At 63.9% G+C, this 20324-nt stretch carries 13 protein-coding genes and 1 tRNA gene; 6 read left to right on the top strand and 8 right to left on the bottom strand.

Annotated elements, in window-relative coordinates:
• Positions 1–129: a hypothetical protein gene (locus CJO11_RS13440; RefSeq protein WP_276270512.1), complete on the bottom strand. Its 129-nt coding sequence runs from the start codon at positions 127–129 to the stop codon at positions 1–3.
• A gap of 455 nt (positions 130–584) precedes the next feature.
• On the opposite strand from CJO11_RS13440, the gene rpoB reads away from it, so the two are divergent.
• From rpoB to rpoC, 3 genes are all read left to right on the top strand, one after another.
• Positions 585–4781, top strand: a complete 4197-nt coding sequence (gene rpoB / locus CJO11_RS07185) for a DNA-directed RNA polymerase subunit beta (protein ID WP_095012101.1) — start codon at positions 585–587, stop codon at positions 4779–4781.
• A gap of 8 nt (positions 4782–4789) precedes the next feature.
• Positions 4790–4869: transfer RNA gene (locus CJO11_RS07180), tRNA-OTHER, on the top strand.
• Positions 4870–4910: 41 nt separating this feature from the next.
• A complete protein-coding gene (gene rpoC, locus CJO11_RS07175) occupies positions 4911–9251 on the top strand; it encodes a DNA-directed RNA polymerase subunit beta' (RefSeq protein ID WP_095012100.1) in 4341 nt (1446 codons plus the stop codon).
• Positions 9252–9335: 84 nt separating this feature from the next.
• On the opposite strand, the gene mobA is transcribed toward rpoC, so the two are convergent.
• From mobA to CJO11_RS07155, 4 genes are all read right to left on the bottom strand, one after another.
• A complete protein-coding gene (gene mobA / locus CJO11_RS07170; protein ID WP_095012099.1) occupies positions 9336–9860 on the bottom strand; it encodes a molybdenum cofactor guanylyltransferase in 525 nt (174 codons plus the stop codon).
• 49 nt (positions 9861–9909) lie between these two features.
• Positions 9910–10281 carry a VOC family protein gene (locus CJO11_RS07165; RefSeq protein ID WP_095012098.1) on the bottom strand — a complete coding sequence of 124 codons (372 nt, stop codon included), beginning with the start codon at positions 10279–10281 and terminating at the stop codon, positions 9910–9912.
• A 19-nt stretch (positions 10282–10300) separates the two neighbouring features.
• Positions 10301–11407 carry an S-(hydroxymethyl)glutathione dehydrogenase/class III alcohol dehydrogenase gene (locus CJO11_RS07160; protein ID WP_095012097.1) on the bottom strand — a complete coding sequence of 369 codons (1107 nt, stop codon included), beginning with the start codon at positions 11405–11407 and terminating at the stop codon, positions 10301–10303.
• Between the two features lie 79 nt (positions 11408–11486).
• On the bottom strand, positions 11487–12917 hold the full coding sequence (locus tag CJO11_RS07155; protein ID WP_095012096.1) for an NAD-dependent succinate-semialdehyde dehydrogenase: 1431 nt from the start codon (positions 12915–12917) through the stop codon (positions 11487–11489).
• Between the two features lie 135 nt (positions 12918–13052).
• Between CJO11_RS07155 and CJO11_RS07150 the strand changes: the two genes are divergently transcribed.
• The 3 genes from CJO11_RS07150 to CJO11_RS07140 all read left to right on the top strand — a co-directional run bounded on the left by CJO11_RS07150 (position 13053) and on the right by CJO11_RS07140 (position 16470).
• Positions 13053–13424: a hypothetical protein gene (locus CJO11_RS07150; RefSeq protein WP_095012095.1), complete on the top strand. Its 372-nt coding sequence runs from the start codon at positions 13053–13055 to the stop codon at positions 13422–13424.
• A gap of 94 nt (positions 13425–13518) precedes the next feature.
• Entirely contained in the window at positions 13519–14190 is a 672-nt protein-coding gene (locus CJO11_RS07145) for a glutathione S-transferase family protein (protein WP_095012094.1), read from the top strand.
• Positions 14191–14283: 93 nt separating this feature from the next.
• On the top strand, positions 14284–16470 hold the full coding sequence (locus CJO11_RS07140) for a transglycosylase domain-containing protein (protein ID WP_095012093.1): 2187 nt from the start codon (positions 14284–14286) through the stop codon (positions 16468–16470).
• Positions 16471–16565: 95 nt separating this feature from the next.
• Here CJO11_RS07140 and CJO11_RS07135 read toward each other — a convergent pair whose 3' ends face one another.
• The 3 genes from CJO11_RS07135 to hflK all read right to left on the bottom strand — a co-directional run bounded on the left by CJO11_RS07135 (position 16566) and on the right by hflK (position 20278).
• A complete protein-coding gene (locus CJO11_RS07135; protein ID WP_205651123.1) occupies positions 16566–18095 on the bottom strand; it encodes a Do family serine endopeptidase in 1530 nt (509 codons plus the stop codon).
• 135 nt (positions 18096–18230) lie between these two features.
• Positions 18231–19082: a protease modulator HflC gene (gene hflC / locus CJO11_RS07130; RefSeq protein WP_095012092.1), complete on the bottom strand. Its 852-nt coding sequence runs from the start codon at positions 19080–19082 to the stop codon at positions 18231–18233.
• Positions 19082–20278 (bottom strand): FtsH protease activity modulator HflK, encoded by a 1197-nt coding sequence (gene hflK, locus CJO11_RS07125; RefSeq protein WP_240504344.1) that lies wholly within the window; start codon positions 20276–20278, stop codon positions 19082–19084. Before hflK ends, hflC begins: the two co-directional genes overlap by 1 nt.
• Between the last annotated feature and the right edge of the window lie 46 nt (positions 20279–20324).

Raw genomic sequence — 20324 nt, 5'->3', positions numbered from 1 at the left:
TCAGGCGAGCAGCTGGTGAGTGACCACCGGGGCAGACACGCTGGCCGGGATCGTGATCAGCTGCTGGAAGGTCAGGGCGGTCATCGCGATGGCGATCACCGCTGCGAAAAGGTTGGTCTTGAGGGTCATTTTTCCGTTCTCCAATAAGCTTGATATCGATATTCAATAATCCGAGTCGGCCATATTGTCAATCAATAATATTGAAAAACGATATGATGCTGATCGAAAAACGGAAATTCTGATCGAGCCGGGCGCTCGCGCGGCGAGAGTGGGATGCGGCTGTCTCGGATTGCACCCGATTCGAACCGGACGCAGCGCTTGACTCGCGCGCGGACGATTCCTACATGGCGCTCACACCGACCGCTTCGAGCAAGCGGGGCCTGTGCGCGAAGGCCCGGCAAGGATGGAAGCGGCGACAGCCATAATCGCGACGTTTCGACGACCTGCAGCAGCGCTCCGGGATGGAGTGCGCCGTTTGCTGCGGGTTTCGTGCGTCCCGGTTGGCTGCTTCCTCGTGCAGGCGAAGTGACAATCCGGCCGCACCTTTCGGGGAGGCGGCACAAATCGAAGGCGAATATTCCCCTATGGCGACCACCAAGAAGCAGGCGGCGGCAAAGGCTCCGGCCAAGACCGCCCGCAAGCAGACCGGCACCTCCAAGCGCCGCATCCGCAAGATCTTCGGCGACATCCACGAAGTCGTGCAGATGCCGAACCTGATCGAGGTCCAGCGCGAGAGCTACGAACAGTTCCTCCGCTCGGACAAGTCGACGGGGTATGTTTCCGGCCTCGAGAAGACCCTGCGCTCGGTGTTCCCGATCCGTGATTTCGCCGGCACCGCCGAGCTCGACTTCGTGCACTACGAGCTTGAACCGCCGAAGTACGACACCACCGAATGCCGCCAGCGCGGCATCACCTACGCCGCCCCGATGAAGGTGACGCTGCGCCTGATCGTGTTCGAGGTCGATACCGAGACCGAGACCCGCTCGGTCCTCGATATCAAGGAGCAGGACGTCTACATGGGCGACATGCCGCTCATGACCGAGAACGGCACCTTCATCATCAACGGCACCGAGCGTGTCATCGTCAGCCAGATGCACCGTTCGCCGGGTGTGCTGTTCGACCATGACCGCGGCAAGACCCACTCTTCGGGCAAGCTGCTGTTCGCCGCACGGGTGATCCCCTACCGCGGCAGCTGGCTCGATTTCGAGTTCGACGCCAAGGACATCGTCAACGTCCGTATCGACCGCAAGCGCAAGCTGCCGGTCACTGCGTTGCTCTACGCGCTGGGCCTCGACAGCGAAGGCATCCTCGACTTCTTCTACGACAAGGTAGTCTGGGAACGCGCCAAGGACGGGTGGAAGATCCCGTTCGTCGCCGACGCCTGGCGCGGGCAGAAGCCGGCCTTCGCGCTGGTCGATGCCAAGACCGGTGAGGAAGTGTTCCCGGCCGGCCAGAAGATCAGCCCGCGCGCGGCCAACAAGGCAGCCAAGGACGGTCTCAAGGACCTGCTGATCCCGACCGAGGAAATCTTCGGCCGCTTTGCCTCGCAGGACATGATCGACGAATCGACCGGTCGCATCTGGATCGAAGCGGGCGACGAAGTCGATGCCGAGAACCTAGAGAAGCTCGATGCCGCAGGCATCGACCGGCTGGTCCTGCTCGACATCGACGACGTCAACACCGGCCCGTGGATCCGCAACACGCTCAAGGTCGACAAGGCCGAGAATCGCGACGAAGGCCTCGAGGCGATCTACAAGGTGATGCGCCCGGGCGAGCCGCCGACCAAGGAAACCGCCGAAGCGCTGTTCGAAGGCCTGTTCTTCGACGGCGAACGCTACGACCTATCCGCCGTCGGCCGCGTGAAGCTCAACATGCGCCTCGGCCTCGACGCCGAAGACACCGTGACCACGCTGCGCAAGGAAGATATCCTTGCAGTGGTCAAGGAACTGGTCGGCCTGAAGGACGGCAAGGGCGAAGTCGACGACATCGACAACCTCGGTAACCGCCGTGTCCGCTCGGTCGGCGAACTGCTGGAAAACCAGTACCGCGTCGGCCTGCTGCGCATGGAACGCGCGGTGAAGGAGCGCATGAGCTCGGTCGACGTGTCGACCGTGATGCCGAACGACCTGATCAACGCCAAGCCCGCCGTGGCTGCGGTGCGCGAGTTCTTCGGCTCCAGCCAGCTGTCGCAGTTCATGGACCAGACCAACCCGCTGTCGGAAGTCACCCACAAGCGCCGCGTGTCGGCGCTCGGCCCGGGCGGCCTCACCCGCGAGCGTGCGGGCTTCGAAGTCCGCGACGTTCACCCGACGCACTACGGCCGCATCTGTCCGATCGAAACGCCGGAAGGCCCGAACATTGGCCTGATCAACTCGCTCAGCACTTTCGCCCGCGTCAACAAGTACGGTTTCATCGAAACGCCGTACCGCAAGGTGATCGACGGCAAGGTGACCGGCGAGGTCGTCTACCTCTCGGCGATGGAAGAGCAGAAGCACGCGGTTGCGCAGGCGTCTGCCGAAACCAACGCCGATGGCAGCTTCGTGGAAGAGCTGATTTCGGCGCGTGAAAGCGGCGAATTCGTGATGCTCCCGCGCGAGCAGATCACGCTGATGGACGTCAGCCCCAAGCAGCTGGTTTCGGTCGCAGCCTCGCTGATCCCGTTCCTCGAGAACGACGACGCGAACCGCGCCCTGATGGGTTCGAACATGCAGCGCCAGGCGGTGCCGCTGGTTCGCGCCGAAGCGCCGTTCGTGGGAACCGGCATGGAAGAGACCGTGGCCCGCGATTCGGGCGCGGCGATCACCGCCAATCGCGGCGGCGTGGTCGACCAGGTCGACGCGACCCGCATCGTGATCCGCGCGATCGGCGATGTCGAACCCGGCCAGTCGGGCGTCGATATCTACCGCTTACAGAAGTTCGAGCGTTCGAACCAGTCGACCTGCATCAACCAGCGCCCGCTGGTGAAGGTGGGCGACACGGTCGAAGCCGGCGACATCATCGCTGATGGTCCCTCGACCGAGCTCGGCGAACTGGCGCTGGGTCGCAACAGCCTCGTCGCGTTCATGCCGTGGAACGGCTACAACTACGAGGACTCGATCCTGATCTCCGAACGCATCGTCAAGGACGACGTGTTCACCTCGATCCATATCGAGGAATTCGAAGTCATGGCCCGCGACACCAAGCTCGGGCCGGAAGACATCACCCGCGACATTCCCAACGTCGGCGAGGAAGCGCTGCGCAACCTCGACGAGGCGGGCATCGTCTACATCGGTGCCGAAGTGCACCCGGGCGATATCCTGGTCGGCAAGATCACCCCCAAGGGTGAATCGCCGATGACCCCGGAAGAGAAGCTGCTGCGCGCGATCTTCGGCGAAAAGGCCAGCGACGTGCGCGATACCTCGCTCCGCCTGCCGCCGGGCACCAGCGGCACGATCGTCGATGTGCGGGTGTTCAACCGCCACGGCATCGAGGTCGACGACCGTACCCGCGCGATCCAGAACGAGGAAATCGAGCGCCTGCGCAAGGACAGCCAGGACGAACGCGCGATCCTCAACCGGGCGACCTATAATCGCCTGAAGGACATGCTGGTCGGCCAGACCGCTTCGGCCGCGCCCAAGGGCGTCAAGAAGGGCACCAAGATCACCGACGAGTTGCTCGAGAGCGTGGACCGGTTCGAATGGTTCAAGTTCGCGGTTGCGGATGATGGCCGCCAGAGCCAGCTCGAAGCGATCAAGGCCCAGTACGATGAAGCCGTGAAGGGCATCGAGGAAAAGTTCGAAGACCGCCGCGAGAAGCTCGAGCGGGGCGACGAACTGGCACCGGGCGTGCTCAAGATGGTCAAGGTGTTCGTCGCGGTGAAGCGCAAGCTGCAGCCGGGCGACAAGATGGCCGGCCGCCACGGGAACAAGGGCGTCATCAGCCGGATCCTGCCCGCCGAGGACATGCCGTTCCTCGAGGACGGCACCCCGGTCGACATCGTGCTCAACCCACTGGGCGTGCCGTCGCGCATGAACGTCGGGCAGATCTTCGAAACCCACCTCGGCATGGCCGCGCGCGGGCTCGGTCAGCAGATCACTGCGGCGCTCGATGAATGGCGCGAAGCCAACCCCGATCCAACGGCGGCCAAGGCGCCGACCGCGGTCGTGGAGAAGCTGAAGGACGTCTACGGCGAGCAGTATCATGCCGACATCGACAGCCGTTCGGCCGAAGAGATCGTCGAGATGGCGGGCTACCTCAAGAACGGCGTGCCGTTCGGGACCCCGGTGTTCGACGGCGCGCGCGAAGGCGACGTGTCGGCGATGCTTGAGAAGGCCAACCTGCCCACTTCAGGCCAGGTCACGCTGTTCGACGGCCGCACCGGCGAGGCATTCGACCGCAAGGTGACCGTGGGCTACATCTACATGCTGAAGCTCCACCACCTCGTCGACGACAAGATCCACGCGCGTTCGATCGGGCCGTACAGCCTCGTCACCCAGCAGCCGCTGGGCGGCAAGGCGCAGTTCGGCGGCCAGCGCTTCGGCGAAATGGAGGTCTGGGCGCTCCAGGCCTACGGCGCCGCCTACACGCTGCAGGAAATGCTCACCGTGAAGTCGGACGACGTGGTCGGCCGGCAGAAGGTCTACGAAGCGATCGTCAAGGGCGACGACACCTTCGAGGCCGGCATCCCGGAGAGCTTCAACGTGCTCGTGAAGGAAATGCGCAGCCTCGGCCTCAACGTCGAACTCTCCTCGCTCGGCGAGGACGAGGACGACGACGGCATGACGGCCATTGCGGCGGAGTAATGATCAGAGCCGGTGTGGCGGAACGGTAGACGCACCACTCCAGTGGTCCCCGGAAACGGGGTGCGGGTTCAACTCCCAGCCACCGGCAACTGATCGAAGTACGAATTTCACCCCCAGAGGGACCGAAAAATGAACGAACTGACCAAATTCACCAACCAGCTCGCCAAGCCCGAGACGTTCGACCAGATCCAGATCGGCATCGCCTCGCCCGAGCGCATCCGCAGCTGGTCGTTCGGCGAGATCAAGAAGCCCGAGACGATCAACTACCGCACGTTCAAGCCCGAACGTGACGGTCTGTTCTGCGCGCGCATCTTCGGTCCGGTGAAGGACTACGAGTGCCTGTGCGGCAAGTACAAGCGCATGAAGTACAAGGGCGTCGTCTGCGAGAAGTGCGGCGTCGAGGTGACCGTGACCAAGGTCCGGCGTGAGCGCATGGGCCACATCGAGCTCGCCGCGCCGGTCGCGCACATCTGGTTCCTGAAGTCGCTGCCGAGCCGCATCGGCCTGCTGCTCGACATGCAGCTCAAGCAGCTCGAGCGCGTGCTCTACTTCGAGAGCTACATCGTCACCGAGCCGGGCCTGACCCCGCTCGAGAAGTTCCAGCTGCTCACCGAAGACGAACTGCTCGAAGCGCAGGACGAATACGGCGAGGACAGCTTCAGCGCCGGGATCGGTGCCGAAGCGGTCAAGGTCATGCTGATGGACCTCGACCTCGAGCAGGAACGCGATGACCTGATGGAAGAGCTGGCGACCACCAAGTCCAAGCTCAAGCCTGCCAAGATCATCAAGCGTCTCAAGGTCGTCGAAAGCTTCATCGATTCGGGCAACCGCCCCGAATGGATGATCCTCGAGGTGATCCCGGTCATCCCGCCGGAACTGCGCCCGCTGGTCCCGCTCGACGGCGGCCGGTTCGCGACCTCGGATCTAAACGATCTCTACCGCCGCGTGATCAACCGCAACAATCGCCTGAAGCGCCTGATCGAGCTGCGCGCGCCGGACATCATCGTCCGCAACGAAAAGCGCATGCTGCAGGAAGCGGTCGATGCGCTGTTCGACAACGGCCGCCGCGGCCGCGTGATCACCGGTGCCAACAAGCGTCCGCTGAAGTCGCTCAGCGACATGCTCAAGGGCAAGCAGGGTCGCTTCCGCCAGAACCTGCTTGGCAAGCGCGTCGACTACTCGGGCCGTTCGGTCATCGTGACCGGGCCGGAGCTCAAGCTGCACCAGTGCGGGTTGCCGAAGAAGATGGCGCTCGAGCTGTTCAAGCCGTTCATCTACGCGCGCCTCGACGCCAAGGGTCTGTCGATGACCCTCAAGCAGGCCAAGAAGTGGGTCGAGAAGGAGCGCAAGGAAGTCTGGGACATCCTGGATGAAGTAATCCGCGAGCACCCGGTGCTGCTGAACCGCGCGCCGACGCTCCACCGCTTGGGCATCCAGGCGTTCGAGCCGGTGCTGATCGAAGGCAAGGCGATCCAGCTACACCCGCTGGTGTGCTCGGCGTTCAACGCCGACTTCGACGGTGACCAGATGGCGGTCCACGTGCCGCTGTCGCTGGAAGCCCAGCTCGAAGCGCGCGTGCTGATGATGAGCACCAACAACATCCTCAGCCCCGCCAACGGCAAGCCGATCATCGTGCCTTCGCAGGACATGGTGCTGGGTCTCTACTACCTGTCGATGGAACGGCAGGAGAAGACCCCCGAGTTCATCGAGGAAAAGGGCGGCGAGAAGATCGAGAAGCTACCGCGCTTTGCCGACATGGCCGAAGTGCACCAGGCGCTCCACACCAAGAGCGTGACGCTTCACTCCAAGATCATCACTCGCGTTCCGCAGACGGACGAGGATGGCAAGGAGTACATGAAGCGGGTCGAGACTACCCCGGGCCGTATGCTCATCGGCGAATGCCTGCCGAAGAGCCACAAGGTGCCCTACGAGGTCATCAACCGCCTGCTGACCAAGAAGGACATCGGCGACGTGATCGACGAGGTCTATCGCCACACCGGCCAGAAGGACACGGTGCTGTTCGCCGACGCGATCATGAGCCTTGGCTTCCGCCACGCGTTCCGCGCGGGCATCTCGTTCGGCAAGGACGACATGATCATCCCGGACTCGAAAGTCGAGCTGGTCGAACAGACCAAGGCGCTCGTCACCGATTACGAGCAGCAGTACCAGGACGGCCTGATCACCCAGCAGGAAAAGTACAACAAGGTGATCGACGCCTGGAGCCGTTGCGGCGACCAGGTGGCCGACGCGATGATGGACGAGATCCGTGCCCGGCCGAAGGACAACGACGGCCGCGAGGCGGAGATCAACTCGATCTACATGATGAGCCACTCCGGTGCGCGCGGTTCGCCGGCGCAGATGAAGCAGCTCGCCGGGATGCGCGGCCTGATGGCCAAGCCGTCGGGTGAGATCATCGAGCAGCCGATCATCTCGAACTTCAAGGAAGGTCTGACCGTCCTTGAGTACTTCAACTCGACCCACGGCGCCCGCAAGGGCCTCGCGGACACCGCGCTCAAGACTGCAAACTCGGGTTACCTGACCCGCCGCCTGGTCGATGTGTCGCAGGACTGCGTGATCGTCGAGGACGACTGCAAGACCAGCAACGCGCTGGAAATGCGCGCGATCGTGCAGGGCGGTTCGGTCATCGCATCGCTCGGCGAACGTATCCTTGGCCGCACCGTGGCCGAGGATCTCGTCAACGCCAAGACCGGCGAAGTCATCGTCAAGGCAGGCACGCTGCTCGACGAGCCGATGGTCAAGGCGATCGAGGAAGCCGAAGTGCAGGTTGCGAAGATCCGTTCGCCGCTGATCTGCGAGGCCGAACAGGGCGTGTGCGCGACTTGCTATGGTCGCGACCTCGCACGCGGTACGCCGGTCAACATCGGCGAGGCTGTCGGCGTGATCGCCGCGCAGTCGATCGGTGAGCCGGGCACCCAGCTGACGATGCGGACCTTCCACATCGGCGGCGCGGCGCAGCTCAACGAAACGAGCCACCTCGAATCGATCTCCGACGGCAAGGTCGAATACCGCGACATGCCGACGATCGTCGACAAGCGCGGCAAGATCCTGTCGATGGCGCGCAACGGCGAGCTGGCGGTGATCGACGCCGAAGGGCGCGAGCGCGAAATCCACAAGGTGCCTTACGGTACCGTCCTGATGTTCAAGGATGGGGCCAAGGTGAAGGAAGGCGATCGCCTGGCCGAGTGGGACCCGTTCACCCTGCCGATCATCACCGAAACCAGCGGCATCGTGAAGTACCAGGACCTAATCGACACACAGACGATGGAAGAGCGGGTGGACGAAACCACCGGTATCGCCCAGCGCGTCGTGACCGAGCTGCGTACCTCGGGCCGCAAGAAGAAGGACGACCTGCGTCCGCGCCTGACCTTGCTCGGCGAAGGTCAGACCGACGATGGCGAAACCGAAGCCCAGCGTTACATGCTGGCTCCGGGCACCACGCTGTCGGTCGAGGATGGCCAGCACGTCGAAGCCGGTGACATCCTTGCGCGTGCTTCGCGCGAGGCGGCCAAGACGCGCGACATCACCGGCGGTCTTCCGCGGGTGGCCGAGCTGTTCGAAGCGCGTATGCCGAAGGACAATGCGGTCATCGCCAAGATCAGCGGCAAGGTCGAATTCGTCCGCGAGTACAAGGCCAAGCGCAAGATCGCGATCGTGCCCGAGGAAGGTGAAAGCGTCGAGTACCTGATCCCCAAGACCAAGGTGATCGACGTGCAGGAAGGCGACTTCGTGAAGAAGGGCGACACGCTCATCTCGGGCTCGCCGAACCCCCACGACATCCTCGAGGTCATGGGCGTCGAGGCACTGGCCGAGTATCTCGTGAACGAGATCCAGGAAGTCTACCGGTTGCAGGGCGTGAAGATCAACGACAAGCACATCGAGGTGATCGTTCGCCAGATGCTGCAAAAGGTCGAGATTACCGACGGTGGCGACACCACGCTGCTGCCGGGCGAACAGGTCGACCTCGAGGAAATGAACGAGATCAACGCCAAGCTCGGCAAGGGCAAGCAGCCCGCCACCGGCACGCCGATCCTGCTCGGGATCACCAAGGCGAGCCTGCAGACGCGTTCGTTCATCTCGGCCGCGTCGTTCCAGGAGACCACCCGCGTGCTCACGCAGGCGGCGGTCGAAGGCAAGCGCGATTCGCTGATCGGCCTCAAGGAGAACGTGATCGTCGGCCGCTTGATCCCGGCCGGTACGGGTGCGGGCATGAACCGCATGCGGGTCACCGCTTCCAGTCGCGATGCCGCACTGCGGGCGCAGTGGAAGAAGGCGCAGGAAGCGATTATCGCCGCCAACACCGCCGAGGAAGAGCACGCTGCGGAACTGCAGCGCGATCCGATGGACGACTTGGGCGATGCGCCTTTAGCGGCGGTCGAGGGCGAGACCCACGGCACCGACGCCGATGCGGGCGATTACCTTGAGCAGACCGAGGACAAGGCCGAAGACTGAGTTCTTCGCAGGCCTGACCAACAAAGACCCCGCCGGGAGCAGAGCGCTTCCGGCGGGGTCTTTGTTGCGATATCGACCAAGCGGTTATGTGCGCTTGGTCGCTTCGGCCAGGTCTGCCGGGGTATTGATGTTGGCAGGTTCGCCGACGAGCTCGATCGCTCTTGCGCCGAGTGCATCGGCGAGCGCCCTCATTGCGTGGCTGCCGCTTCCTGTCAGGATCGTGTCGAGCGTTGGTGCCGCATTGGCGGGCCACAGTCCCACCACCGGCTGGGCGCTCAGCACTGCAGGGGCGGGCGAAAGAAGTCGAGGCAAGTCGTCGGGCAGGTCGAGGCTGTCGACACCGACGCTCAAGACCGTCTCATAGCCTTCGCTTGCGGCGAGGTGCAGCGCGGCGGCCAATCCGCCCAGCGGCCCCATGCCAGTGCGCGGCCAGTCGGGTACGGTGGGTGCTGGGGCGTCCTCGCGCCCCGCTACGACAACGCGATCGCACCAGCGCGAAAGTCGCTCGACCGCCAGGTCAAGCAATGTCCGTCCGTCGATTTCGGCGAGCGCCTTGTCGCTGCCGAAGCGGGTCGACTGCCCGCCAGCGAGGACCACGCCGAGGATCATGTGTTGGCTCCCCGGCAATATGTCCTGCTGGCGGTCAGTCGCGCATTCATCAGCCCAGGCGGTGCAGCGCGCAGAGCTTGTTGCCGTCGGGGTCGCGCAGGTAAGCGAGATACATTCCCGAGCCCGGGCGTTCGCCCGGCGGGTCTTCGATCGCGGTGCCGCCATTGGCGACGCCTGCTGCGTGCCATGCATCGCCCTGTTCGGGGGTCATTGCAAAGCCGATAGTGCAGCCGTTGCCGTATGTTGCAGGCTCGCCGTCGATCGGCTTGGTGACGAGAAACACACCGCCGTTATGTAGGTAGACCAGCCGCCCCTTGGGATCGACCATGCCTTCGCGTCCGCCCATCGCGGTGAACACGGCATCATAGAACTTCTTGGATCGGTCGAGGTCGTTCGACCCGACCATCATGTGACTGTACATTAACGATATTCCTCTCTTTTCAGTACACGACCACGGAACGGATGGATTCGCCTGCGTGCATCAGGTCGAACCCCTTGTTGATCTCTTCAAGTGTCAGGACATGGGTGATCATCGGGTCGATCTGGATCTTGCCTGACATATACCAGTCGACGATCTTGGGCACATCGGTGCGCCCCTTGGCGCCGCCGAACGCGGTGCCGCGCCAGTTGCGCCCGGTGACCAGCTGGAACGGACGGGTGGAAATCTCCTTGCCCGCTTCGGCCACGCCGATGATCACGCTGGTGCCCCAGCCCTTGTGGCAGCATTCGAGCGCCTGGCGCATCACGTCGGTGTTGCCGGTGCAATCGAAGCTGTAATCGGCACCGCCATCGAGCATTTCGACAAGGCTTGCGACGACGTCTTTTGTCTCCATTGGGTTGACGAAGTCGGTCATCCCGAACTTCTCGCCCCAGTCCTTCTTCGAATTGTTGATGTCGACCCCGACGATCCGGTCGGCCCCAGCCATTTTCGCGCCCTGGATCACGTTGAGGCCGATCCCGCCGAGCCCGAACACCACTACATTATCGCCTGGCTTGACCTTGGCGGTGTTAACCACCGCGCCGACCCCGGTGGTGACCCCGCAGCCGATGTAACAGCTGGTCTCGAACGGGGCGTCATCACGGATCTTGGCGACGGCGATTTCGGGCAGCACGGTGAAGTTCGAGAACGTCGAACAGCCCATGTAGTGATAGATCGCCTCGCCTTTGTAAGAGAAGCGCGAAGTACCGTCGGGCATCAGCCCCTTGCCTTGCGTTTCGCGGATCGCGCTGCACAGGTTGGTCTTGCCGGAAAGGCACATTTTGCACTGGCGGCACTCGGGGGTGTAGAGCGGGATCACGTGATCGCCCGGCTTTACGCTGGTAACGCCCGCGCCCACTTCGCGCACGATCCCTGCCCCTTCGTGGCCGAGGATCGAAGGGAAGATGCCCTCGGAATCGAACCCGTCCAATGTGTAGGCATCGGTATGGCAGATGCCCGTCGCCATGATCTCGACCAGCACTTCGCCATCCTTCGGTCCCTCGAGGTCGAGCTCGACGATTTCGAGCGGTTGCTTGGGAGCGAAGGCGACGGCGGCGCGGGTCTTCATGGCGGACATTTCTCCTGGCGAGTCGGGCGCACGATGGCGCGCGGTTTCAGGCGGCGCAAGCGGAATGGACGAGCGGGCGTCAGCTTTCGTGGACGGTCTTGGGCACCATGCACGCCATCACGCCTTCGCGTCCGTCCTCGCTGCCATAGCCCGACCATTTGACCCCGCCGAACGGCGCATCGGCGGTGCTTACGACCGCGGAGTTGATCCCGACCATTCCCGCCTCGATTTCGGCGGTCAGGTGGCGGCGCCGCTTGGGATCGTTGGTCCAGACATATGCGGCAAGGCCGTAGGGCAGGCGGTTGGCCTCGGCGATCATGTCCTCTTCGCCTTTCATCGGGTTGATGAGGGCGATCGGACCGAACGGCTCCTCGTTCATGATCACGGCGTCGGTCGGCACTTCGGAGAGCACCGAGGGCTGATAGAAATAGCCCTGGTTGCCGATCCTCTCGCCGCCGGCGCCGAGCTTCGCTCCGCGATCGACCGCATCGGCGATCTTGGCAGCGATCCCGTCGGGGCCCCGTTCGCTTGCCATCGGGCCCATCTGCGTTTCGGCATCCATCCCGTTGCCGACCTTGATCGCCTTTGCGCGCTCGATGAAACCGCTGAGGAACTTGTCATAGCTCGCTTCCTGGACAAGGAACCGCGTGGGGCTGACGCAGACCTGCCCGGCGTTGCGGTACTTTGCGGCGACCATCGTATCGAGCGTCTTGTCGATATCGACGTCGTCGAACACCAGCACCGGCCCGTGACCGCCAAGCTCCAATGTCGCCACCTTGAGATCGTCCGCCGCGAGCCGCGCGAGGTGCTTGCCGACCGCGGTCGAACCGGTGAAGGTCAGCTTGCGAATGATTGACGAGCCAAGCAAGTGGCGGCTGACGGTATCGGGCACCCCGAAGACGCACTGCACCGCTTCGCCAGGAACGCCGGCGTCGATCAGTGCCTGGACCAGCGCGATCCCGGTGGCCGGCGTCTCTTCGGAAGGCTTGACGATTGTCGAGCAGCCCGCCGCGAGCGCGCCGCCAATCTTGCGCATCACGTTGAGCGCGGGGAAGTTCCACGCGGAAAAGCCTGCGACCGGGCCGATCGGGTGGTACTGCACCTCGACCCGCTGGCCTTCGGGCCGGACCATCGTGCGACCGTAGGTCCGCTTGACCTCGCCGGCATAGAATTCGAGCAGCATCGCCGAATAGATTATTTCGCCCTTCGCTTCGGCGAGTGGCTTGCCCTGTTCGAGCGTGAGCGCAACCGCGATCTCGCCCGCGCGCTCCTTGATCAAGGCTGCTGCCTTCATCAGGATTGCCGCGCGCTTGTCTGCCGGGGTCGAGCGCCAGGTGCGGAAGCCTTTCGCGGCGTTGTCGAGCGCGGCATCGAGATCGGCGGTGGTCGCGCTCGACAGCGTACCGATGGTCTCGCCGGTGGCCGGGCCAAGCACGTCGATTGCGTCGCGGCCACCGCCCGAGAGCTTCTCGCCGCCGATCAACAGGTGGAGCGCAGGATAGTCGGTCATGGGGGATCCTCTGTTCGGGTCAATTCGGGGTTGGCATTTCGATGGGGTCTCGTGCAGGCGATTGCAACGGTTGTCTCGATCGTTAGCGCGCGGAGTCGGCTGACGTTCATAGACAATGCAATACGAACGCTTGCCATGACCCGTATTCTCGCAACCGTTTTCGCTGCCGTCTCGTTCCTCGCTTCCCCGGCAATGGCACAGGAATCGGCACCACCCCCGGCGGTCCAACTCAATCCGCAGCAGCAGGAGGCGGTGCGCTGCTCTGCCGCACTTGCGATCGTCGCCGGAATCCAGAACGCGGGTGGCGGCAAGAAGTGGCCGCCGATGGCCAAGCGCGGGAAGGACTTCTTTGTGCGAGTCTCCGCCCAGCTGATGGACGAGACCGGCATGACGCAGGAGCAGGTCGCCGCGCTAATGAAGGCCCAGGCGCAGAAGCTCGTCGAGGACCCCGATTTCGCTACGGTCGTGCCGCCGTGCCTCGACCTGCTCAAGGCCTCGGGCCTATGATGTGCCGTTGAGCGCCAGCATCACCCACAATTTCGTGTGCTGGCAACTCGCTGCAGGTGGACGCTCGCGCGCCGCTGGTGCATGAGCGGACGGCATGTGGCGCCTCTATCAATTCCCCTTGTGCCCGTTCAGCCGCAAGGTCCGCCTGTTGCTGAGCGAGAAGGGCGTGGGCTACGAATTGTGGCGGGAGAACCCGTGGGACGCGAGCGACGAATTCTGGAAGCTCAACGCTGCCGGGCGCACACCGGTAATCGAGCAGCCCGAGAAGAAGATCGTCATCGCCGATAGCCGGGCGATCTGCGAATATTTCGAGGAGACGGTCGACAAGGCGCCGATGATCAACGGCACCGCCACCGGCCGGGCGGAAATCCGCCGGCTGGTCGCGCTGTTCGACGAGAACTTTTACGCCGACGTCACTGGGCCGTTGCTACACGAGCGGATGCTCAAGCGGATCGTCCATCGACAGCCTCCGGATTCGCGCATCCTGCGCGATGCGATGAAGGCCGCGCACGGCCATCTCGATTATATCGACTGGCTGGTCGATACCCGTGCCTGGCTCGCCGGACCGACGATGAGCCTGGCTGACCTCGCGGCGGCGGCGCAGGTTTCCGTCGCCGATTATCTCGGCGGGATCGATTGGGCGGGTCACGACCAGGCGCGCAGCTGGTATGCCGTGTTCAAGAGCCGGCCGAGCTTCCGCCCGCTGCTGAGCGAACGGATGGACGTGATCCAGCCGCCATCGCACTACGCCAAGGTCGATGCGTGAAACTTGGCCGGTCAATCCGTGCCCGTTCACGCCGGGTTACAACTCGCCTATGCAACGGTTCTGCAAATGGTGGTGAGGGTCCCAGGTAAGTAGATGGCGAAACGGGGAAGCCGGCGCACAGCGGCGGCGAATCAGCAACGCAGCCAGCAAAGCAAGCGCGCGCGTGTCCGCAGCGGCTGGCGGCTGTGGCTGCGTCGGCTAGTCATATGGGGCGGCGCGCTGGCGCTGATCGGTGCGCTGTTCCTGGGCGCGGCAGTGGTGTTCGCCGAACGGTCCTTGCCCAGCTACAACTCGCTCGCAGCCACCCAGCCGGGGCAGACCGTGGTCGTGCGTGCCCGCGACGGTAGCGAGCTGATCGAACTCGGGCCGAGCTATGGCCAGTGGCTCAACTCCGACCAGATCCCGCAAGTGATGAAGGACGCGATGGTCTCGGTCGAGGACCGGCGGTTCTATTCGCACTTCGGGGTCGATCCGATCGGACTGGTGCGTGCAATCTACGTGTGGATGACTGGCGACAAGCGGATCCAGGCGACCTCTACGATCACCCAGCAGCTTGCGCGCAACCTGTTCCTCAATTCGAACCGCTCGTTCGATCGCAAGGTGCGCGAGGCGGTGCTGGCGATGGCACTGGAGATGAAGTTCTCCAAGCAACAGATCCTCGCGCTCTATCTCAACAAGGTCTATTTCGGCGGCGGCGCCTACGGTATCGATTCCGCCAGCCGCAAGTTCTTCAGCCACCCGGCGACGCACCTGTCGGTCGGCGAAGCGGCGATTATCGCCGGACTGGTCAAGGCTCCCAGCCGGTTCTCGCCCACCGCCGACGTTGATGCAGCGGTCAAACGCGCCAATGTCGTACTGGCGCTGATGCGCGAACAGGGCCGGATCAGTGCCAGCGAGGCGGCGGTCAACCCGGCGACAGTCAAGCTCAAGAAGGACAGCAACGAGAATTCGGTGCGTTACTTCACCGACTGGGTCCTGCCGCAGCTCGAAGTGATGGTACCCGACACGACCGAGCCACTCGAGGTCTGGACCACACTCGATCCGGGGATGCAGAATGCCGCGGCACAAGCGATCAAGGCCAATGCGCCGAAGGGCGCGCAAGGTGCGCTCGTCTCGCTCGATCGCGATGGCGCGATCCTCGCGATGGTCGGCGGGACCGACTACGTCACCAGCAACTACAACCGTGCGACCGAGGCGATGCGCCAGCCCGGTTCGGCGTGGAAGCTGTTCGTCTACATCGCTGCGCTCGAGGCCGGGTACACGCCCGACGACCGGGTCAAGGACGTGCCGGTGACGATCGACGGCTGGTCGCCGCACAACGCGGGCGGTTCGTACGCCGGCGAAATGAGCGTGCGCGATGCATTTGCCTATTCGAAAAACACCGTTGCCGCGCAATTGGGCAACGAAGTCGGCTTCGGCACGGTGGCTTCGGTCGCGCGGCGGTTCGGAATTACCACCCCGATCTCGACCTATCCGGCGATGGTGCTGGGTTCATCGGAAGTGCGGGTGATACAGCTGACCCAGGCGTTCGCGGAGATTTCGGACGGCGGGTTCGCGATCCAGCCGTACGGCATCGTCAAGGTCACCGACACCAAGGGCGATGTCCTGTTCCAGCACCAGCCGGGCCGCTTCGGACAGCTGATCCCCGACTACGTCGCTGCCGGGATGACCGACATGCTGCAGACGACCGTGGCCACGGGGACCGCGCGTGCTGCGCAGATCGGCCGCCCAGTTGCGGGTAAGACCGGCACCACGAGCCTCAACAAGGATGGCTGGTTCCTCGGCTTTTCGAGCGGGATCACCACCGGGGTGTGGATGGGGCGCGACGATGCCAAGCCGGTGCCCGGCCTGCACGGCGGATCGGCCCCTGCGAAGGCGTTCGCCGACTACATGAACTATGCAGTCAAGGACCGCCCGGTGGAGCAGTTCAAGACCGAGCTCAAATTGCCCGAGTGGCAGCAGGAGCCGGACGACGAGCACTACTACGACGGCAATCCCGGCGACTATTATTACACCGACGAGCAGGGCAACCTGATCCAGCCCAACAAACCCGAAACCCCGGGCCAGATGGCATTCCCGCCGGGCAGCGAACCGGGTGCACAGTCTGCGCCGTCGCGCAATTCGCCCAACCCGCCGTCGGGTGACAATGGCCAGGCCGCAAGCGACGATTTCCTCGATCGGGCGATCGGCAAGGGACCGGGCGCGTCGCCCGCACCGCCCCCGCGCACGACGTTGCAGCAAACCGGGCCACGCGCCGTTACGGTCCAGCCCGGCGGCTAACCACCGCACTTGCAGTCCGGGTTTTCAAGCGGACAAATGAAAAGCCCCGCCGGCACGGGTGTGCGGGCGGGGCTCTTCGAGAGTTGACGCGCTGCCTATTGCAGGCGGAATGCGATATACATTGCCGGACGGCCGCGACGTTGTACGCGAAGCAGCACGGATTCGCGCTTGTCCTTCATCGCCTGGCTGACCACCGCTTCCAGGTCCGCCACGCTTGAGATATCTTTGTAATTCGCCGAGAGGATGATGTCGCCGCGTTGCAAGCCCTTCTGGGCCGCATCGGAACTCGGGTCGAGGCTGAGCACGACCACGCCCTTGGTATCGGGCGATACGCCCAGCTGCGAGGCAATGCGTGCAGTGATCGGGGTCACCTGGACGCCGAGATGCTTGGTCACAACCTCGCTGGTTGCGGGGGCGGACGAGTTGTCGTTCGTATCGCCATCATCGCCGTTGAACATTTGCGATTGGGCGAGTTCCTTCTCGCTCGGGCGGGTACCGACCGTGACATTGACGGTGCGGTGCTGGCCCTGGCGGTAGAGTTCGACCGGAACCGACGTGCCCGGCTTGATGTTGGCGACCAGGAACGACAGCGTCTGGTCGTTGGTCACGTCCTTGCCGCCCACCTTGGTCACGATGTCGCCCGGCTTGATGCCGGCCTTGTCCGCCGGCTGGCCCGGCTCGACCGCCTGGACGAATTCGCCGCGATTCTGCGGCAGGCCGAGCGAATCGGCGAGGTCGCCTGTGACCGGCTGGATCTGGACGCCGAGGTAGCCGCGCTCGATCTTCTCGCCCGAAATCAGCTTCTTGACGATCGGCGCGGCGGTATCGGCTGGAATGGCGAGGCCGATGCCGACGCTGCCGCCCGACGGCGAAAGGATCGCGTTGTTGATGCCGATCACGTTACCCTGCATGTCGAACAACGGGCCACCCGAGTTGCCGCGATTGATGCTCGCGTCGGTCTGGATGTAACGGTCGTAGGGCGAACCCGAGCCGGTCGCGCGATAGACCGCCGAAACGATCCCCGCAGTCACTGTGCCGCCGAGCCCGAACGGATTGCCGATCGCGATCACCCAGTCGCCCGGGCGTGCCTTCGCCGAATCGCCGAACTTGACGAACGGAAACGGCTTGTCGCCCTTGATCTTGAGCACCGCGAGGTCCGACGCATCGTCCTTGCCGACGATCGTTGCCGGGTAATCCGTCCCGTCAGGAGTGGTGACGGTGATCTCCTCGACCTGGCCGTTGCCTTCGGGGCTGATGACGTGGTTGTTGGTGACCACGTAGCCGTCTGCCGAGATAATGAACCCGGAACCGAGCGACTGCGCTTCGCGGGTCTGCGGCTGGCCGCCGCCGTTCGGGGTGCCGAACAGGCCTTCGAACGGGGTGCCCGCGAAGGGGTTCTGCGACTGCACCTGGATCCGCTGGCGGGTCGAGATGTTGACCACTGCAGGCTGGAGCTGGGCCGTCAGGTCCGCGAACCCGGAGGGCGCACCCGCGCGGGGCACCACCTTGGCGATCTGGCTGTCGTCGTTCTGGGCAACCTGCGCCCCGGCGGGGTAACCGGTGATGAGCGAGATCGCGGCACCGCCGACCAGCAGCGCCGAAGTAAGTCCGTATGAATATCGCACGCGCTTCACGTCCTTTGCTTCCTCTTCTTGTCCGTTGCGAACCCGAACGCCCGAAAGGCGGGATGGGTCCGCGGTGTCCCCGCGCGCGTACTCACGCCGACGGGGCTTAACCGTGTTTGAACACGGCGCTCGTCGTCAGGGTTTTCCGCGAAACTGCTTCAGATATTCGTTGTCCGGGCCCAGGATGATCGCGGACGATCCTTCCGCACCGTTGGAAAAGACCGTGTCGTAGCTCTGCATCGCGCGGTAGAAATCGTAGAACTTTGGATCCTTGTTGAACGCGTCGGCGTAGATCTTGGCAGCCTTGGCATCGGCGTCGGCACGGATGATCTGGGCGTTCTTCTGGCCCTGCGCGAGGATAGTCTTGGCTTCCTGGTCGCGTGCGGTCCGCATCCGGTCGAACGCCGATTGCAGCGGCGTGCCGTCGGGCAGGTCGGCGCGCTTGATCCGCACGTCGATCACTTTGGCGCCGTATTCGCGCGCCTGGGTATCGAGCTTCCTGCGGATGTTGAGCATCGTCGTGCCGCGTTCGGCAGTGAGCAGCGACGCGAAGCTGCGGCGGCCGAGTTCCTGCCGCACCACCGAGCTTAGAATCGCCGAGAGCTGGGTTTCGACGGTGTCGAGCGTTCCGGCGGTCTGGACCATCTTGACCGGGTCGATGATCCGGTAACGGGCATAGGCATCGACGTTCAGCCGCAGCTGGTCGGTCGACAGCACGGTTTGCGGTTCCATGTCGACGTTGAGTATCCGCCGGTCGATCCGCACCAACCGCTCGTAGAACGGGATGCGGAACACGATCCCCGCGCCGGGATGGCTGAGCGGCTGGTCCGGCTTGTAGAGGTTGACCACCTGGGGATCGGGTCGCCCGGCGCGCACGATGACCGCCTCTTCAGTCTCGGGGACGACCGTGAAGCACATCAGAAGCGCCAGGATCGCTACCCCGACGGCGATGATCGACGCTTTGTGTGTTTGCCAGATCTGTTCCATCACTGGCCTCCCGCCTGCTGGTCGCCGGAGGCGGGCGGGGTGCTCGCCTGTTGCTTCGCACCGCGCTGCATTTCGGGCAGCGGCAGATAAGTCGTCACGTTGGGAGCCGCGACGATTGTCTTGTCGGTTTCGCGCAACACGCGCTCCATTGTTTCGTAGTACATCCTGCGCCGGGTGACTTCGGGGGCAAGCTTGTACTGTGCGTAGACCTTGTCGAACGCCACCGCGTCACCCTGCGCGCGTGCGAGCACCTGCTGCGCGGTCGCTTCGGCCTGGTTGACGTAACTTTCTGCCGTCTGCTGCGCGGCGGTCACGTTCTTGAACGCATCCTCCACTTCCTTGGGCGGGTCGGTCTTGCGGATTTCGACGCCCTGGATCGTCACTCCCGCCCGGTAGGAGTTGAGGATGTCCTGCATCCGGGTCTTAACGGCCTGTTCGATATCCGCCCGGCCCGCGCCCGAAACCACATCGTTGAGCTTGCGTTCGCCGACCGAAGCACGCATCGCAGCCTCGGCAGTTTCGCGCACGGTCTGCGCCGGATCGTCGAGCTGGAAGCGGTATTGCGCGAGGTTCTTGATGTTCCAGCGCACGATATAGCTCAGGTCGACCAAGTTCTGGTCGCCAGTCAGCATCAGTTTCTGGCCGGTTCCTTCGGGGATGTTGTCGATGCGGATTTCGCTGACGTTCTGGACATAGACTTCCTGGAATGGCCACGGCGCAGTGAAGTTCAGGCCCGATTGCAGCGTGCGGCTATACTTGCCGAACGTGGTGACGATCCCTTCTTCCTTCGGGCCGACCTGGTGGAACATCGAAAAGCCCAGCCACACGGCGATGATCGCCAGTACCGCGAGCGGGAACCAGCTGCGGCCACCCGGAGCATCGGGCAAGCGGAAGCCGGGGCCGCCACCACCGCGGCGCGGGCCCTCGGGGCCGCGATGGCGGAAGATGTCTTCTATGCCAGCCGATCGGCGCGGCTCGCCGCCGCCTGGCAGCCACGGGTTGCGCGGGCCGCGCGGCTTGTCGGCAGGAGTTTCTCCGTCCGTGCCGTCGCCACTATCATCGCCGCTATCATTGCCGTCATCGGAGCCATCTCCGCTGCCGCCAGACGTGCCGCCCCAGGGATTGCCCTTGCCGGCCATTGCCAGCCCGTGTGCAGCCCAGTTTGAAATGTGTCCCAACCCATCCGTGATCTTCATGCCTTCTCTTATAGGTGGGGATCGCGGGAAAAACAGGGGTGGCGGC

The organism is Tsuneonella mangrovi (assembly GCF_002269345.1).
In the GTDB taxonomy this organism is placed as follows: domain Bacteria; phylum Pseudomonadota; class Alphaproteobacteria; order Sphingomonadales; family Sphingomonadaceae; genus Tsuneonella; species Tsuneonella mangrovi.
Note: the sequence above shows the minus strand (reverse complement) of the source record. Positions and strands in the feature narration are given on the sequence as shown.

Coding starts and splice junctions, on each gene's coding strand:
- hflC (WP_095012092.1), bottom strand. CDS start 19,082: ATGGAACAGATCTGGCAAACACACAAAGCGTCGATCATCGCCGTCGGG.
- CJO11_RS07155 (WP_095012096.1), bottom strand. CDS start 12,917: ATGACCGACTATCCTGCGCTCCACCTGTTGATCGGCGGCGAGAAGCTC.
- CJO11_RS07160 (WP_095012097.1), bottom strand. CDS start 11,407: ATGAAGACCCGCGCCGCCGTCGCCTTCGCTCCCAAGCAACCGCTCGAA.
- hflK (WP_240504344.1), bottom strand. CDS start 20,278: ATGAAGATCACGGATGGGTTGGGACACATTTCAAACTGGGCTGCACAC.
- CJO11_RS13440 (WP_276270512.1), bottom strand. CDS start 129: ATGACCCTCAAGACCAACCTTTTCGCAGCGGTGATCGCCATCGCGATG.
- mobA (WP_095012099.1), bottom strand. CDS start 9,860: ATGATCCTCGGCGTGGTCCTCGCTGGCGGGCAGTCGACCCGCTTCGGC.
- CJO11_RS07165 (WP_095012098.1), bottom strand. CDS start 10,281: ATGTACAGTCACATGATGGTCGGGTCGAACGACCTCGACCGATCCAAG.
- CJO11_RS07140 (WP_095012093.1), top strand. CDS start 14,284: ATGGCGAAACGGGGAAGCCGGCGCACAGCGGCGGCGAATCAGCAACGC.
- CJO11_RS07145 (WP_095012094.1), top strand. CDS start 13,519: ATGTGGCGCCTCTATCAATTCCCCTTGTGCCCGTTCAGCCGCAAGGTC.
- rpoC (WP_095012100.1), top strand. CDS start 4,911: ATGAACGAACTGACCAAATTCACCAACCAGCTCGCCAAGCCCGAGACG.
- CJO11_RS07150 (WP_095012095.1), top strand. CDS start 13,053: ATGACCCGTATTCTCGCAACCGTTTTCGCTGCCGTCTCGTTCCTCGCT.
- rpoB (WP_095012101.1), top strand. CDS start 585: ATGGCGACCACCAAGAAGCAGGCGGCGGCAAAGGCTCCGGCCAAGACC.